Origin of the sequence: Pseudonocardia sp. D17 (assembly GCF_036984265.1) — a bacterium.
Taxonomy (GTDB): domain Bacteria; phylum Actinomycetota; class Actinomycetes; order Mycobacteriales; family Pseudonocardiaceae; genus Pseudonocardia; species Pseudonocardia benzenivorans.
The window spans coordinates 1-14,940 of the sequence record NZ_BPRG01000075.1; the positions used below are offsets into that span (position 1 = coordinate 1).

Below are 14,940 nucleotides of genomic sequence, written 5' to 3' on the forward strand. Positions count from 1 at the left end.
GCCAACCGCAACCGAGCCCTCGGACGAGCAGCCTGACCCGAAGGTTGACAGAGGATGTCTCATCCGTAGACCTCGTGTTCGTGCTCGATCTCGACGGGGTCGGCGCGGAAGCCGTGGTGGCGGGCGAGGCGTTCGGCGCCTGCCCGGTAGGAGCGGGCACGGCCGATGACGTCGCCGTGTTCGGTCTCGACCAAGTAGGCGCCGTCCTGGCGGACGATGGAGCCGGAGAAGTCGGCGGCGCCGCAGGTGACCAGGCCGTGGCCGGGGCGGACGACGTCGACGTGGACGAGGACCCGGTCCCCGGGTGCGGGTCCGGTGGTCGCGGTGGCGGCGACGTCGACGAGGGTCGCTTGCTCGGGTTCGGGGCGGCCGTCGAGCTGGACCGGTATCCGGGCGCCGGGGACGAGCCGTCCGGCGGCGAGCAGGTGGTGCACGGTGGCGGCTTCGTCGGGTCGGGTGGGGATGGCGAACTCGGCGGCGCGGGTGCCGATCGCGCGGGTGTGGACCTTCTCGGCGATGCCGACCAGGACGTAGCCGGGGTCGTGGGCGTCGCGCAGGACGTGGTCGGTGAGGTCGTCGTCGAAAAGCAGCGCTTGGCCGGCCGATTCGCTCTGGTGTGCCGGGCGGCGGGTCATCGGGTCCACCACCAGCTGTGACGGGCCTCAGTCGACCACTCGGCGGCCAGCGCGCGGGTGGCTTGGATCTCGATGGCGACCGCGGCGAGCGTGATGCCCCAGAACCAGCCCGAATCGGTGCCGAGGAACAGCCAGCACACCCCGACGGCGACCGCGAGCGCGGCGGTGAGTTTGAGCCAGGTGAGCGCGGCCCATCCTGTGACGGCCCACATCAGGCCACCCCTGCCGGTGCGCAGGTGTCGGCCAGCTCGTCGATCTCGGAGTCGAGGACGTGTGCGGCGCGGAAGCGGACGGGCAGCCGGGAGCGGGTGTCGATGACGAACCCGATGCCCGCGTGTTCGGGGTCGCCGGGAATCTCGTCGGCGAGTGCGCCCCGTTCGCGGGCGCCGTCTCCGAGGACCATGTCGACGTGGGAGGCGGCGGTGACGCCGAGGCAGATGCGGGTGGGGAACAGCTCGCGGACGTCGACGACGTCTTTGGACGGTTCCTGCACGTAGCCGATGACGGTGCTTAGGCAGGCGCGGCCTTGGGTGAGGATTTCGGCGAGCAGGCGCAGGGCGTCGCGGACCTGGGCGCGTTCGCCGTAGGCGGTGAGCATCGCGAGCTCGTCGACGACGACCAGGTCCAGGGGGTGCTTGGTTGAGACGTCGAGGCGGCGTAGGCCGTTGTCGCGCATGTGGTTCTGGCGGGCGCGCATGTCGTCGCGGGCCTCGGTGAGCAGGGCGAGGGCGTCGTCCATGGTGGTGGCGTAGCGGTGGAACAGCGGCACGCCGCGGGAGGTCTCGGCGCCGCCCTTGAGGTCGATCACCCGGACCCGGACCAGACCGTCGCGGATCGCTGGGCCGAGCGCGCGAAGCGGTGCCCACAGCAGCGAGCCCTTGCCCGCGCCGGTGGCTCCGGCGACGAGGACGTGGGTGCCCAGGACGGACAGGTGGAAGGGGCGGCCGTGTTCGTTGTCGCCGACGTCGAGGGCGCGCAGGTCGATCTCGGCGCTGTCGGTGGGGATCGGTGGTGCGGGGATGGTGTGGGTGAACGGCATGGTGTGCTCGACGACGAGGGCGAGCAGGCCGGGGCGCAGCCGGGTCACGGCGACGCGGTGGGCGAGCAGGGCGTCGGCGAGGGCTTCGGTGCGCTGTTCCCAGGTGCGCAGGTCCTGGCCGCGGGCGAGGCGGACGTAGAGGGTGTCGATCGAGCGCGACGACGACCGCACCCGGACCAGGCGGGGGGCGACGAGGCGGCCGGTGTGGTGGTTCTCCCGGGCGAGCCCGCAGTCGGAGAGGACCCCGGACCAGCGGCGGCCGCGGTAGCGGGTCCAGCGTCGCCAGCAGGCGCGCAGCCGGGGTCCGGCGGTCTGGTCGAACGAGGCCGGGTGCAGCCGACCCCAGACCGCGACCGACCCGACGAGCACCGCGACGGTGACGAGGGTGGGCACCCAGCCGACGAGGACCGCAGCGGCGAGGACGGCGGCGGGGACGAGCAGGAACAGCGGGTGGCGGGCGAGCCAGCCCAGCGCGCGGAACTCGCCACCGGCGGGGCGGGTGGTCCGACGGCGGATGTGGTCGCGGCGGTGGGGTCGGTGGGTGCGGTGGTCGGTCTCGACGAACATGACGGCTCCTCTCGTGCGGGTGGGGTCAGGCGCCCTTGCGGATGGCGAGCTGTGCGAGGCGCAGGCCCTCGGCGACCCCGGAGCGCCAGGCCAGCTCGGTGGGGACTTCGCGGTGGTCGCAGTGCAGGAAGCGGCGGCGCTCGCGCTCGAGGCGACGCAGGAGCCGGCCGATTCCGGTCCCGGGCCGCTGCGGGCGGTGGAGCGGGTGGGGGTGGGTCAGACGCATGACGGGCTCGCTTCCTGGTCGAGGCGGTCGGTCGGGCAGGTGGGGCAGGTGCCGGTGGCGTCGCAGGCGGGGCAGTCGGTGCCGTCGTCGGCGCCGGGGTGGCTGTCGGGCGTGGTGCCGTAGCCCTGGCAGAGGTCGCAGTGACCGGTGTCGGCGCAGTCCTCGCAGGCGCGCATCGGTGCTCCTGGTGCTGGTCGGGACCTGTTTTCGGGCAGGGGGTAGCCACTGCGGACTTGCTGGAATTCGAGAAAGAGGGGGTCGGCTACCCCCGTGCCCGAGAAGCGGTCAGGCGGCGGTGGGACCGCTCGCGGCGTCGAGCTGGTCGACGACCTCGGCGAGCAGGTCGCGCAGCCGGGCGAGGTCGGCCCGGTCGGCGTAGAGGGTGACGTCGACGTCGCGGCTACCCAGCCGGACGGTGGCGCGACGGTCCGCCGGGTAGAGGCGCGGGGTGAAGCTGGTGGAGGAGAAGAGGTGGACCGACGTCGTCATCACGACGGCGGGAAGGTGGGCCGGGCGGGTCACTTGTCGCCGCGCGGTGCCGGGGTGGGGGCGTGCTTGAGGCCCATCGCCCGCCAGGCGAGCCCGGAGTTGACCCGTCCGGCGCTCTCGACCTGGTACGGCGAGACCCGGGCGTCGATCAGCTCCACGCGGGCGTCCTCGCCGAAGTCCGGGCCGGGGTCGGTCCCCAACGTCACCTTGATCTCCTCGCCCTTCGGCGCCCGCTCACCGGCCTTGACGCGCAGCTTCGCGAACAGCGAGACGGTGAACTGGGTGGCGCCGTCGCGGTCGGTCACGGGCACCTGCGCCCCGTTGGAGTCCTCGCGCATCTTGGGCATGGGCGGCTCGACGACGGTGAGCTTGTAGCCGCCGAGGTTGACCGGGATGTCGCGCATCGCATGCTACTTCGTGAGAGGGTTTGAGCTAGCTCTATAGGAGCACGCTAGCACGGACTAGTCAATAGAACTATCTCTATCGATGCTCTAGTTGACGCCTGAGGGATAGGGCTAGCGTTGTTGCGAGAAGTGGCAAGCATCGCGGCAAGGTTCAGCAGGAGGTGTTGTGGCGACCGGCTACAGAGACGTCGTCGACGCGCTACGGGCGGCGATCGAGGCGGGGGAGTACCCGCCGGGCTCGACCTTGCCCAAGCAGGACGAGATCGCTGCGCGCCACGACGTCAACATCCACACCGTCCGCAAGGCCGTGTCGGTGTTGGAGGCCGAAGGGCTGGTGACGCCCGTCCGGCGACGCGGGACCGTCGTGCGCGCCCGTCCACGGCTGCGCCGCCTCGGCACCGAGCGCTACGCCAAGAGCCGATGGAAGGCCGGCATCATCGGCTTCTCCGCCGACCGCGAGGCATCCGGCGTCGCGTGGAAGCCCGGCGACCAGACCCAGAGTGTCGCCAAGGTCGCGGCCGACGACGCCACCGCGAAGGCCCTCGACGTCGAACCCGGCACCGAGGTCTACGAGCGCGCCCGCCTCGTCAAGGACGACGGCCAGCCCACCCACACCCTCGCCAGCTACTACCGGCCCGAGGACGTCGAGGGCACTCCGATCGTCGACCCCACGCCCGGCCCGGTCCCTGGCGGCGGTGGGTTCGGGGCGCTCACTGCGCGCGGGCTCGAACCGCAGACGATGACCGAGACGATCCACTCCCGCATGCCCACACCCGACGAGATCGAGACGCTGGAGCTGCCCGCGGGGGAGCCGGTCATGATCTTGGAGCGGCAGACCTTCACCGCCGACGGCCGGTGCGTCGAGTTCGCCCGCGGTGTGCACGCGGCCAGTCGGTTCGCCTGGACCTACTCGTTCGCGATCCCCGACTGACGCCCATGTCTCGCAACGGTTCCGCGCTCGACGACCCAGAGATCGCGCACGCCGTCGAGACGCTGTGGAATTACCACCGACTCGACACCGGCCTCGATACCCACACCGACGTCGGGATCGGCCTCGGCAGCCACGACCTGTCCGTCGCCACCGTGACCGCCGAGCTCTACCACCGCGGCCTGTTCCCGCTCATCGTCTTCACCGGCGCCAACGCCCCGACCACCGTCGAGCGCTTCCCGCGCGGCGAGGCAGTCCACTACCGCGAGCACGCGATCGAGCTGGGCGTCCCGGCCGACGCGATCCTCGTCGAGCACCAGGCCGCCAACACCGGCGAGAACATCACCCGCACCCGCGACCTCCTCGCGGCGGCCGGCCACGACGTCCACACCGTGACGCTCATCAGCAGGCCCTACCAGCAGCGCCGAGCCCGCGCGACATGTCGGAAGCTGTGGCCCGAGGTCGATGTCGTCACTGCCGGGGCGTCAACGGAGCTGCGCCAGTACGTCGCGGGCATCGGTGACGAGCGCCGGGTGATCTCGATGCTCGTCGGCGACACCCAGCGCATCGACGTCTACGCCCAACGAGGCTTTGCCGCCCCCGAGTCGATGCCTGCCGATGCCCACGACGCCATGGCACTCCTGATCGACCGCGGCTACACCGACCGCCTCATCTGACCAGCGCCGACGCGCAGCTGCGACGTGCCGCGTACAGACTTTCGATTCCGTATCAAGCGGCGCCTATGGCGCCGGCCGCGTGGCGCTGCGGCCTTCGGCCGGTCGCCCCGCAGCCGTATCGCCCCAGTGACACGTAACGTCGCCGTGTGCCGGATCGAACACCCACTGTAGGCGTAACCGATCGATGACAAGCGAGCGCGCATGCAGATCAGTAAGGTGCGGATCAGAAATTTTCGGAACTTGGCAAATGTCGAGTTCGCGATCGGGCAGAGTGCCATTTTCGTCGGCGAGAATCGATCAGGTAAAAGCAACCTGATTCATGCCCTACGTCTCGTGCTCGATCCATCTCTCTCGTACAGGGACTTGCAGCTCCGTCGTGAGGATTTCTGGGACGGACTGTCAGACGGAACTGACGCGTGGGATCCGTTAGACGCCAGGCAGGAGATCTCAGTATCTGTCGATATTTCTGGCTTTCAGCACGATCCGATAATGGTGACGTCGCTCGCCGACTGTCTTGTCGAGGAGGACCCGCCTCTTGCTCGGATCACCTACCGATTTGCCCCAGTAGAGCAGATTGATGACGATGGAAATATCGTCACGGGTGCGCGACCGGTTTACGAAGGGCAGATTTTCGGAGGAGACTCCGATGAGGTGACGATACTGCGTGCTCTTCGTAGGTATCTGCATTTGGAGTACCTAGGGGCGCTACGTGACGTCGAATCGGACATACGAAACTGGCGCGATTCTCCTCTCCGACAGCTCCTTGAGGCCGCGGCTAGCGCCGTCCCCGACGAAGATCTCGCCGCCGTCGGGGAGGCAATGAAGACTGCCAATGACGAACTGAACGCATTGCAGCAGATAAAGGACCTTGGCGAAGAAATCAGTGAGCGCCTCGAAGATATGGTGGGTCCCGCCCAAGCGTTAACTACGGAGCTTGCAGTAGCGCCGGATGACCCCTTGCGCCTGATCCGCAACATGCGCATTTTCGTCGACGGCGATGCGAAAAGGGTGCTGTCCAGTGCGAGCCTGGGCGCGCTGAATGTGCTTTACCTCGCTTTGCTTGAACTCGGCCTTAGTGTCAAGCTGACGGATGCAGAGTACGCACACGTCTTGTTGGCGATCGAAGAGCCTGAAGCGCACCTACACCCCCATCTTCAACGCTTGATATTCGCGCGGCTTCTGGAGAACCTCAAGGAACGACGCACGGTAATTGTTACAACACAGTCGCCTCACATCGCTAGCGTTGCCGATCCAAGGGCACTGGTAGTCCTCCGTAATGAGGGAGGAGAAACTAGGGCGGCTTCAGCGGTGAGTGCGCAGCTCTCGGAAGATGAATGGGACGATGTGCGTCGGTATCTCGACGCAACTCGAGCTGAGCTCGTATTCGCAAAGAAGGTGCTGCTGGTTGAGGGGTTCGCGGAGCAGGTCATGATGCCGACGCTCGCGGCGTCATTGGGCCTGAATCTCGACAAACTCGGAATTAGTGTGTGCGCTATTCACGGGACCCATTTTGAGTCCTATGTCAAATTTTGTGATGCCTTAGAATTGCCTTGGGTGGTCGTTACAGATGGCGACACCATCGACCAGAAAACCGGTCTCAGTGAAGGCGACAAGCGAGCTGCTGCAATTCTCGACTGCATTGGTCGTAGCGGTAACCCGGCCGAAAACGGTGCGTTTGTTGGGGGAGTAACGTTTGAATACGACTTAATTGCCGATATTGAGGAGAACGTCGCAGTATGCTACGAGGCCCTTCGGGGTCTATGTGCCAAGCCTTCGCAAGCAAAGATTGACTCATGGGGAACGGCGGCTACTGGATCCGACGACTTCCTCAAAATGATCAAAAACGCTGGAGGTAAGGGTCGGTATGCGCAACGCCTATCCGTCTCCGCAGTGAAGCCGCCACACCACGTGCAGCGAGCGCTAGAGTACTTGGCCGGCAAGTGAAGAAGATTGCTGACGCAATAGCGGAGCTTCGTGCCAATGACCGCCAGTGGGAGGCATTTACCACCGCAGGTCACTGCGTTGTACTCGCGCCACCCGGCAGTGGGAAAACGAAGCTACTGACTACGCGCATGGCATTTGACTTGGCTAAGCGGATACCCGAACCGTTTGGGGCTGCATGCCTCACTCTCACCAACGCAGCGGCCGACGAGTTGCGTCGGCGAGTTGCGTCGCTTGGCCAGCCTCGCCGGGCAGCAAACTTCATCGGAACAGTGCACAGCTTCGCACTGAACTCAATTGTTATTCCCTTCGGCCGCCTCTGCGGGGTAGTGACATCGGAGTCATTATCAATCGCAGATCGTGGGCAGGAGGCGTCGGCTTTTGATCGAGCCGTTGATCTAGTTTATCCCGATCGCGCGCATCTTCCTGCGCTAGCAAGATCGACTATCGAGCACGCCCGTAAGAGATTCGAGGGCCCCGAGGATTGGGTAAAGCACCCGGAAGGGCTGCTCAATCTCCGTGATGCATATTTAGCCGAACTTGCTCTCGACGGTCTCGTCGACTTCGTAGGATTGGTCGAGAAGGCAGTCGATTTAGTAGAAGGTCATGCAGTAGTTAGACAATTTCTTTCTGCAAAGTTTAAGTGGCTATATATTGACGAGTATCAAGATCTGACGCCAGGCTTGCATCGGCTCGTGGAAGCCTTGTGCTTGAAAGACGAATCCACAGTTAAACTCTTTGCCGTCGGCGATCCTGACCAGGCAATCCTGGGTTTCATGGGTGCTCGTCCGGAGCTTCTAAATGACCTTGCAGAGAACAAACTTGTCCACAAGGTGCCGCTCGAGCAGAATTATCGTTCTGGATCGGACATATTGAGTCGGGCCAAGGTATTCAAAGAGACGACCTCGCTCGTTACTGGCGACAATATCGGCGGGACCGTCACCGCACATTATTGTCCCGGTGGCATAACGAAGCAGTGCGAAAAGATTGTGGAGCTCACAGTTGAAGTAGACGCTGCCGGGACGCCTCTGCACGAGGTAGTGGTAATTGCCCCTAACAACTCTATATGCGTCTCGGTCGTAGATGTCTTGCGTAATGCCGGCCTGTCTGCCTATTTTAGAAATAACGAAGACTACCGTCTTACGCAGGCTACTGCCTTCGTGGAGGCCTGTGCCGCGTGGGCGCTTCGCGGGAGAGAGACGAGCGGATATCGCTTGAAGAATCTTCTGCGCACATGGTCACATTTACTTGACTCAAAATGGGAGCGTCGCAGAAGTGTGAGGTTGGTCCAGTTACTCCTGGAGAGTTCGGCTGACATATCTGCTGCTGAGCTGATCGGTGGACTTATGAGCGCCGGGCTTTCTCTGGCGCTGACAAGGCCTCATCTGGCTGATGACGCCGTGGAGGTCGCACGGATGAGAGCTGCGGTAACAAGTGGCCGTCTTTCAGGATTGAGCGCGGCGAAGCTTGCGGAGCATGCGATGGTTATCGGCCGAGTTGAAGTGACGACGATGACCTCAAGTAAAGGCTTGGAATTTGATTGTGCTCTAATCTTAGGGGTGGACAAGGGTCGTGTGCCTTTCTTTGCTGCCGAGAAGGACCCGGAGCAAATGCGAGAAGAACGGCGAAAATTCTACGTCACTCTAACTAGGGCGCGGAAGCGCGTAGATATTTGCTACTCAGGTGTAGTCGAGTGGTCTAGCGGTCCCCGAGTCACAGCTCCCAGTCCGTTCCTGGGTGAACTTGGCCTGCTATAGCGGGCAGCCCTCGTCGGAAGGGCACATCAACAGAATGGCGGCACCGTGCCATCTCTTACGACCTCGCGAAGGACGCTCCGCACGTCCGGAGCGTGGCAAGGTTGGGCGCGGCTGTCGAGGGCCGCCCACGGCAGTACGCACGCTCCGTCTGGCGACAGTTGGGCGGACGGATAGGTGAGAGGCAGCTCTGGGGCCCAGGCGTGCAGCTGGCGTGCAACTAGCTGGGGCTATGCCGGGTCAGGGCTGCAGGCTGCGGCGCTACACGTTGTCGAGTTGAGCTGGCGACGGCGCGGTGTTGCCGAAGGGCAGGCAGCCCTCGCCGGGCGGGCAGGTCTCCGGGATGGCGGCTCCGTGCCACCCCGACAACCTCCCTGAGGGCTACCACGCGGCCGACCGCGGGCAGAGCTTGGCAAGATCGGCCGGCGGTTGCGTCGAGGGCTGCCCACGGCCGTCCGCGCGGTCGGGCTGCGCCAGGTTGACGGGATGGCACTTCGAAGCCGGGTGCTGCTGGGTGAGCGACAAACTGAGCGACAACGACCGCGGGGGAGCGGGGACGGCGTCGGACGTCAGCGGACGCGCGAGGCGTGGTCACGAGGGTCGGGACGTCGTCAGACCGCCGTCGGAAGTGCCTGGGGGTCAAGGGGTCGCAGGTTCAAATCCTGTCGTCCCGACGAGTCGCAAAGGCCGGTGTCCATCCGTGGATGCCGGCCTTTTGTCATTCCGACCTGCGCGGGCGCCCAGCAGTGGTGCTCCTGCCGGGGTCCGCGGCGCATCCACCGCAACGCCGGTCTCAGGGCCGCGCCACCGCGACCAACGCGGGGGCGGGAAAGGTGACGCGCCCGGACGCGTCGGCGAACTCGCGCAGGCGGACACGTGCGTGCGCACTGAGCTCGGCGAACTGGTCGTCGTCGATCACGTCCCGCAAGGTCCAGGCGTGGACGTCGGTGGCGACCCACGCATCGATGGACGGGAACTGCGCCCGACCCTCGAGCCGACGCACGGCGACGTGCTCGAAGCCGGTCGACATGATGTCGTGCAGGGCCGCGGGCGTTCCGATGCCGAACGGCGCGGCGAGCGCTCGGGCGATCTCCGTGCCGAAGAGGTCGTCGACCAACTGGACCATCGCCGCGTACCCGGAGGTCTCCGAGAGCCCGGCCCAGGTCACGACGCAGACGCTGCCGCCGGAACGGGCCACCCGCGCCATCTCGCCGACGGCGGCCTGCCGGTCGGAGAAGAACATCAGCCCGAACTGGCAGCACACCCGGTCGACGCCGTCGTCGGGCAACGGCAGTGACTCGGCGCGGCCCGGGACCCACGAGACCCCGGGCTCCGCACGCGACGCGACCGAGAGCATGCCCTCGTTCATGTCGACGCCGCAGACGGACCCGGTCGGGCCGACGCGCCGCTTCGCCGCACGGGCCAGCACGCCCGTCCCGCAGGCGAGGTCGAGGACGTCGTCGCCGTCGGCGACCTCGGCGAGGTCGAGGACCTGGCTCGGCCACTGGTCGAACAGCGCCGGCACGAAGAACCGCTCGTAGAGCTCCGCCGCCTCGGCCGACACCTGACCTGTCATCGCCCTGCTCATGGCCTCAGCGTCGGGCATCGTGGCCGGCCGCCGAAGGCCTGAAATCGAACTCGACACGCCTCCCGGCCCCGCGCACCATTGGTCGGTGCGCACGTACGGCCAGTACTGCCCACTGGCGCGGGCATCGGAAATCCTGGCGTCACGCTGGACACCGCTGGTGATCCGCAACCTCATGTTCGGAGCGGACACGTTCTCCGCCATCGCCTCCGGCGTCCCGCAGATGTCGCGGTCGATGCTGGTGACGCGCCTGGACGAGCTGGAACGCGCCGGGGTGATCAGCGCCGTCCCGAAACCCCGCGGTCGAGGTCGTCGCTACCTGCTCACGGAAGCCGGTCGAGACCTCGCCACCGTCGTCACGGCGTTGTCGGAATGGGGGGAGCGTTGGGTCGAGATCGGCCCCGCGCACACCGACCCCGGGTTCGCGCTCTGGGCCTGGTGCCGGGTGCAGCTCGACCGCGCCGCGCTGCCCACCGGGCGCGTCGTCGTCGCGTTCGTCTTCCGCGATCAGCCACGCGGCAACCAACACTTCTGGCTGCTCGTCGAGAACCACTCCGCCGAGGTCTGCTACACCGACCCCGGCGGCGAGCCGGCCCTGTTCGTCGATGCGGAGTCCGCAGCGTTCGTCGACTGGCACCGCGGCCGGCTGTCGTGGGACCAGGCACGTCGTTCGGGGCGGATCGAGGTCCACGGCGACCGCAGGATCGCCGCGCAGCTGCCCACCTGGAACCGCTACGAGCCGGAGGTCATGACCCACACTTAGCCCACGACCGGCAGGCGGTGCGGGTCCTCCACGGAAGGCGCCTCGCACCCGCCGCCGGGTGTGCGCTCACGGCGTCCTCGTGTAGCGCAGGTACACGGTGCCGCACGCGAAGACCCGCTGCTCGACCAGCTGTAGCCGCAGGTCGGCGCCGAGCGGGAAGTACGGTGTGCCGCCGCCGGTGACGACGGGCAGCACCCGCACGCGGAACTCGTCGATCAGCTCCAGCATCGACCCGGCCAGTCCGGCGCCGCCGATCCCCAGGTCGCCGTCGGTCTCCTTCTTGAGCCGCACCACCTCGTCGAGGGCGTCGGCGCGGCGCACCAGCCGGCACCCGGGCGCGACCGACTGCAGCGTGTCCGAGAAGACGATCCGCGGCGTCGCGGCGTACAGGCGGGCGAACTCGGCCTCCACCTCGCCGCCGTCGGCCCGCTCCGGCGCCGTCCAGAACTCCTCCATGACGTCGTAGAGGCCGCGCCCGAACAGGAACGCGGCCGTCTCGCGGGTCTGCTCGTTGGCGAACCGGTGCACCTCCTCGGTCGGGTTGGTGAACGCGATGCTGCCGTTCGGGTCCTCGACGTAGCCGTCGAGGGAGACGCTCATCGTGTAGCTGAGGGTGCCCATGGCGAGGTAGACCGTCCGGCCCGGCCGAACTCATCTGCTCCGTCGTCTCTGTCCTGTCGTCTCTGTCCCGTCGTCGGTGCACCGGACCGGGTCAGGCCCGGGCGACCCCGGCGATCTGGGTGTTGAACGGCACGAAGGGCGAGTGGATCCGGTACGGCTCGACGTCGACGTGAACGAACCCGGCGGCGCGCACCGTCGCCGCCAGGTCCCGTTCGCACGAGCACCCCTCGAACGTCCAGGCCCAGGGCCGGCGCAGGACGTGCTGCAGCCACCGGGTGGTGGTCCCGGGCCGCGCCACCACGTGCTCGACGAACCGGAAGGTGCCGCCGGGGCGCAGGACGCGCCGGACCTCGGCGAGGACCCGGGCGGGGTCGGCGACGCTGCAGAGCACGAGCGAGGAGATCACGCAGTCGGCGCTCCCGTCGGGCAGGCCGGTGTCCTCGGCCACCCGTTCCCGCAGGTCGAGGTCCACCCCGTGGCGTGCGGCGGCGGCCCGCAGCCGCGGGTGCATCGGGACGTTGGGCTCGACGGCGACGAGCGTCGTGCCCGGCGCGAGGTGGCGGAGGTTGGCGCCCACCCCGGGACCGAGCTCGACGACCGTCCGCGGGAGGTCGGCGAACACCCGCCGCTTGTGGTCGCGCAGTTTCCGTTCGATGTAGGGGCCCATGACGGCGAAGAAGGCCGCGTTGAAGGCCCCGCGGGCGGGGTGCACCACGAAGCCGCCGGCCGGCGGGGCCGGCGCCGGGCCGCCCGGACGCGAGGTCGGCAGCGGGGCCTGGGTCGGGCTCGTCGCCCGGTCGTCGCTGGTCACGGGTTCACTGTGCGGCCCCCGCGGCGCGCCGTCAGGCGTGGAAGTACCCCACTATCAGTCGAGGTCGCGCCGCGCGCCGTACCAGGCGGCGATCTGGGCGCGGGACCGGAACCCCAGGCGCAGCCGGATCCGTTCGACGTGGCCCTCGGCCGAGCGTTCGTCGATCCCGAGGTGGGCGGCGATCTCACGGTTGGTGCAGCCCCGGCTCACCAGCTCGGCCACCTCGCGCTGGCGCCTCGTCAGCCCGTCGGCGCCGCGGCGGGCGACGGGCAGCCCGAGGAACCGGCGGACGACCGCCACCAGCTCGTGGCGGTCACCGACGTAGGGCAGGTGCGACCGGCCGGGCAGCAGCACCAGCCGGGCACCGTCGACGGCCGCGGCCAGCGCCTCGGCCTGGGCGACGGGTGCGGCGCGGTCGCCGGTGCGGTGCACCACCAGGGTCGGCGTCCGGACGCGTCCGGCGAGGTCGGTGACGTCGAGGTCGTAGCTGAGCGCGAGGAGCGCCCGCGCGGTCGCCGCCGTCGAGCAGGCGCGCTGGTACCGGGCGGTCCCAGCCCTGGTCACGGGGTCGGCGTCGGGGGCGAAGATGTCGGTCAGCACGTCGGAGCCCAGCCCCCAGTGCGACTCGACGAGCCCGAGTACGTGGTCGCGCACCGCGGGCGGGGACAGGTCGTGGCCGCGCAGCCAGCCCCCGTAGAGCACCAGCCGCCGGACGGTCCCGGGATGCGTCGCCGCCCACGCGACGGCCACCGGCGCCCCCATCGACGTGCCGATCAGGTCGAACGGTCCGTCGAGCGTCGCGGTGACCGCAGCCAGCTGTTCGAGCTCGAACTCCAGTGACGCCGGCCGGTCCACGGCCGCGGTCAGGCCACATCCGGCGCGGTCGTAGCGCACGAGCCGGCAGCCCTGCGCCAGCGCCTCGTAGAAGGCCCTTTCGGCCGGGTGCTCCCAGGCGAGCTCCAGGTGGGTGAGCCAGCCCATGACGTAGACGACGGGCGGCCCGGCGCCGACGGTGGCGTAGGCCACGGCGGTGCCGTCGGACGACACCGCCCGGCCGAGCCGCTGCTGCACGCCTCGATTGTCGCCCACGGCGGGCGTCGGCTCAGCCGCCCGTGGCGCTCCCGTCGTCGCCTCCCTCGCCGGGAGGTGGGGCGAGCCGGAGCCGGACGAGGCGGTAGCCGATGCCGACGGCGAACACCGCCACCCCGCCGACGACGGCCTGCCAGGGCAGCGTCACGACGAGCACGGCGCAGCCGAGCGCGCCCGCGAGCTGCAGTGGCCGGCCGTAGCGGCGGTGCTCACCGGTCTGGGTGCGCGCGGCGAGGTTCGCGACCAGGTAGTAGACGAGCACCCCGAACGAGGAGAAGCCGATCACGCCGCGCAGGTCGACCGTGCAGACCAACACGACGACGGCACCGGCCACCGCGAGCTCCGCGCGGTGCGGCACCTGGTGGCGGGCCGACACGGCGGCCAGCGGCCGGGGCAGGTCACTCTCGCGGGCCATCGCCAGCGACGTGCGCCCGAGGCCCGCGATCAACGCCAGCAGCGCCCCGAGTGCCGCGGCGGCACCACCGGCGGCGACGACGGGCACCGCCCGGTCCCAGCCGGCGGCCCGCACGACGTCGGCGAGCGGGGCCGCCGACGACGCGAGCCGGGCCGGCCCCAGCGCGAGCAGCGCCGCGCTGCCGACGACGAGGTACAGCGCGACGGCCAGGCCCAGCGCGAGCAGGACCGCGCGCGGGATCGTCGTGCGCGGGTGGCGGACCTCCTCGCCGAGGGTGGCGATGCGGGCGTAGCCGGCGAAGGCGAAGAACAGCAGCCCGGCCGACTGCAGCACGCCGTAGGCCCCGCCGGCGACACCGGGGCCGTAGGCCCCGACGGCGACACCGGGGCCGGGTCCCGGCGCGGGGTGCCGGGTCGCGGCCAGGAACCCGGCGGCGACCACGAGCCCGAGGACGGCGACCGCGACGATGACGAGGACGCGGGTCAGCGCGGCGGTACGGGTGATGCCGAGCAGGTTGACGGCGGCCAGCGCGAGCACGGCCGCGACCGCGACGGGGCGCTGCCAGAACGGCGGTACGAGGTAGGCCGCGAACGTCAGCGCCATCGCGGCGCAGCTCGCGGTCTTGCCGACGACGAACCCCCAGCCGGCGAGGAAACCCCACCACGGGCCGAGCCGCGCCCGCCCGTAGGCGTAGGTGCCGCCCGAGGTCGGGTACTGGGCGGCGAGCTGTGCCGACGCGGTGGCGTTGCAGTAGGCGACCAGGCCGGCGATGCCGAGGCCCAGCAGCAGCCACGGCCCGGCCACGGCGGCGGCCGGGGCGAAGACGGCGAACACCCCGGCGCCGATCATCGAGCCGAGGCCGATCACGACGGCGTCGGTCGTCGTGAGCCGGCGGGCCAGCGGCGAGGCGGTCACGCCCGCGGCGCCCGTCGCCTCAGCCCTGATCCACCGACGTGGTGGGGTGGTCGCTGATCTGGTGGCGTGCTCGGGATCGCG

17 protein-coding genes and 1 tRNA gene are annotated in these 14,940 nt (G+C 68.7%); 6 read left to right on the top strand and 12 right to left on the bottom strand.

Annotation, left to right across the window (positions count from 1 at the left end; all coding sequences use genetic code 11):
* Positions 1 to 59: 59 nt before the first annotated feature.
* From PSD17_RS13885 to PSD17_RS13915, 7 genes are all read right to left on the bottom strand, one after another.
* Positions 60 to 635 carry a hypothetical protein gene (locus tag PSD17_RS13885; RefSeq protein WP_339122856.1) on the bottom strand — a complete coding sequence of 192 codons (576 nt, stop codon included), beginning with the start codon at positions 633 to 635 and terminating at the stop codon, positions 60 to 62.
* Entirely contained in the window at positions 632 to 847 is a 216-nt protein-coding gene (locus tag PSD17_RS13890; RefSeq protein WP_339122857.1) for a hypothetical protein, read from the bottom strand. The genes PSD17_RS13885 and PSD17_RS13890 overlap by 4 nt, the downstream gene beginning before the upstream one ends.
* A complete protein-coding gene (locus PSD17_RS13895) occupies positions 847 to 2,241 on the bottom strand; it encodes an FtsK/SpoIIIE domain-containing protein (protein WP_339122858.1) in 1,395 nt (464 codons plus the stop codon). Before PSD17_RS13895 ends, PSD17_RS13890 begins: the two co-directional genes overlap by 1 nt.
* A gap of 25 nt (positions 2,242 to 2,266) precedes the next feature.
* A complete protein-coding gene (locus PSD17_RS13900; protein WP_339122859.1) occupies positions 2,267 to 2,467 on the bottom strand; it encodes a hypothetical protein in 201 nt (66 codons plus the stop codon).
* Complete coding sequence (locus PSD17_RS13905; RefSeq protein ID WP_339122860.1) at positions 2,458 to 2,643, bottom strand: hypothetical protein; 186 nt, start codon at positions 2,641 to 2,643, stop codon at positions 2,458 to 2,460. The genes PSD17_RS13900 and PSD17_RS13905 overlap by 10 nt, the downstream gene beginning before the upstream one ends.
* A 109-nt stretch (positions 2,644 to 2,752) precedes the next feature.
* Positions 2,753 to 2,989, bottom strand: a complete 237-nt coding sequence (locus PSD17_RS13910; RefSeq protein ID WP_339122861.1) for a hypothetical protein — start codon at positions 2,987 to 2,989, stop codon at positions 2,753 to 2,755.
* Positions 2,986 to 3,360 (bottom strand): hypothetical protein, encoded by a 375-nt coding sequence (locus PSD17_RS13915; RefSeq protein ID WP_339122862.1) that lies wholly within the window; start codon positions 3,358 to 3,360, stop codon positions 2,986 to 2,988. Before PSD17_RS13915 ends, PSD17_RS13910 begins: the two co-directional genes overlap by 4 nt.
* Positions 3,361 to 3,526: 166 nt before the next feature.
* Here PSD17_RS13915 and PSD17_RS13920 point away from each other — a divergent pair, with 166 nt between their 5' ends.
* From PSD17_RS13920 to PSD17_RS13940, 5 genes are all read left to right on the top strand, one after another.
* Positions 3,527 to 4,291, top strand: a complete 765-nt coding sequence (locus PSD17_RS13920) for a GntR family transcriptional regulator (RefSeq protein ID WP_339122863.1) — start codon at positions 3,527 to 3,529, stop codon at positions 4,289 to 4,291.
* A gap of 5 nt (positions 4,292 to 4,296) precedes the next feature.
* Positions 4,297 to 4,965 carry a YdcF family protein gene (locus PSD17_RS13925; protein WP_339122864.1) on the top strand — a complete coding sequence of 223 codons (669 nt, stop codon included), beginning with the start codon at positions 4,297 to 4,299 and terminating at the stop codon, positions 4,963 to 4,965.
* 201 nt (positions 4,966 to 5,166) lie between these two features.
* Positions 5,167 to 6,909 carry an ATP-dependent nuclease gene (locus PSD17_RS13930; protein ID WP_339122865.1) on the top strand — a complete coding sequence of 581 codons (1,743 nt, stop codon included), beginning with the start codon at positions 5,167 to 5,169 and terminating at the stop codon, positions 6,907 to 6,909.
* A complete protein-coding gene (locus PSD17_RS13935; RefSeq protein WP_339122866.1) occupies positions 6,906 to 8,663 on the top strand; it encodes an ATP-dependent helicase in 1,758 nt (585 codons plus the stop codon). The genes PSD17_RS13930 and PSD17_RS13935 overlap by 4 nt, the downstream gene beginning before the upstream one ends.
* A gap of 598 nt (positions 8,664 to 9,261) precedes the next feature.
* Positions 9,262 to 9,334, top strand: a tRNA-OTHER gene (locus PSD17_RS13940).
* 119 nt (positions 9,335 to 9,453) lie between these two features.
* On the opposite strand, the gene PSD17_RS13945 is transcribed toward PSD17_RS13940, so the two are convergent.
* Entirely contained in the window at positions 9,454 to 10,248 is a 795-nt protein-coding gene (locus tag PSD17_RS13945) for a class I SAM-dependent methyltransferase (RefSeq protein WP_339122867.1), read from the bottom strand.
* Between the two features lie 85 nt (positions 10,249 to 10,333).
* Here PSD17_RS13945 and PSD17_RS13950 point away from each other — a divergent pair, with 85 nt between their 5' ends.
* A complete protein-coding gene (locus PSD17_RS13950; protein WP_339122868.1) occupies positions 10,334 to 11,008 on the top strand; it encodes a winged helix-turn-helix transcriptional regulator in 675 nt (224 codons plus the stop codon).
* A gap of 66 nt (positions 11,009 to 11,074) precedes the next feature.
* Here the strand turns inward: PSD17_RS13950 and PSD17_RS13955 are convergent, their stop codons facing one another.
* From PSD17_RS13955 to PSD17_RS13970, 4 genes are all read right to left on the bottom strand, one after another.
* Positions 11,075 to 11,629, bottom strand: coding sequence for a dihydrofolate reductase family protein (locus PSD17_RS13955; protein ID WP_339122869.1), 555 nt, complete (start codon positions 11,627 to 11,629; stop codon positions 11,075 to 11,077).
* Between the two features lie 91 nt (positions 11,630 to 11,720).
* Positions 11,721 to 12,440, bottom strand: a complete 720-nt coding sequence (locus tag PSD17_RS13960; protein WP_339122870.1) for a class I SAM-dependent methyltransferase — start codon at positions 12,438 to 12,440, stop codon at positions 11,721 to 11,723.
* Positions 12,441 to 12,494: 54 nt separating this feature from the next.
* Entirely contained in the window at positions 12,495 to 13,511 is a 1,017-nt protein-coding gene (locus PSD17_RS13965) for an alpha/beta fold hydrolase (RefSeq protein ID WP_049803447.1), read from the bottom strand.
* Between the two features lie 31 nt (positions 13,512 to 13,542).
* Positions 13,543 to 14,859, bottom strand: a complete 1,317-nt coding sequence (locus PSD17_RS13970) for an APC family permease (protein WP_339122871.1) — start codon at positions 14,857 to 14,859, stop codon at positions 13,543 to 13,545.
* Positions 14,860 to 14,940: the final 81 nt, after the last annotated feature.

Bases quoted from the DNA above. Each gene is read 5' to 3' on its own strand.
- PSD17_RS13925 (WP_339122864.1), top strand. From the start codon at position 4,297: ATGTCTCGCAACGGTTCCGCGCTCGACGACCCAGAGATCGCGCACGCC.
- PSD17_RS13895 (WP_339122858.1), bottom strand. From the start codon at position 2,241: ATGTTCGTCGAGACCGACCACCGCACCCACCGACCCCACCGCCGCGAC.
- PSD17_RS13945 (WP_339122867.1), bottom strand. From the start codon at position 10,248: ATGAGCAGGGCGATGACAGGTCAGGTGTCGGCCGAGGCGGCGGAGCTC.
- PSD17_RS13915 (WP_339122862.1), bottom strand. From the start codon at position 3,360: ATGCGCGACATCCCGGTCAACCTCGGCGGCTACAAGCTCACCGTCGTC.
- PSD17_RS13890 (WP_339122857.1), bottom strand. From the start codon at position 847: ATGTGGGCCGTCACAGGATGGGCCGCGCTCACCTGGCTCAAACTCACC.
- PSD17_RS13955 (WP_339122869.1), bottom strand. From the start codon at position 11,629: ATGGGCACCCTCAGCTACACGATGAGCGTCTCCCTCGACGGCTACGTC.
- PSD17_RS13905 (WP_339122860.1), bottom strand. From the start codon at position 2,643: ATGCGCGCCTGCGAGGACTGCGCCGACACCGGTCACTGCGACCTCTGC.
- PSD17_RS13930 (WP_339122865.1), top strand. From the start codon at position 5,167: ATGCAGATCAGTAAGGTGCGGATCAGAAATTTTCGGAACTTGGCAAAT.
- PSD17_RS13885 (WP_339122856.1), bottom strand. From the start codon at position 635: ATGACCCGCCGCCCGGCACACCAGAGCGAATCGGCCGGCCAAGCGCTG.
- PSD17_RS13900 (WP_339122859.1), bottom strand. From the start codon at position 2,467: ATGCGTCTGACCCACCCCCACCCGCTCCACCGCCCGCAGCGGCCCGGG.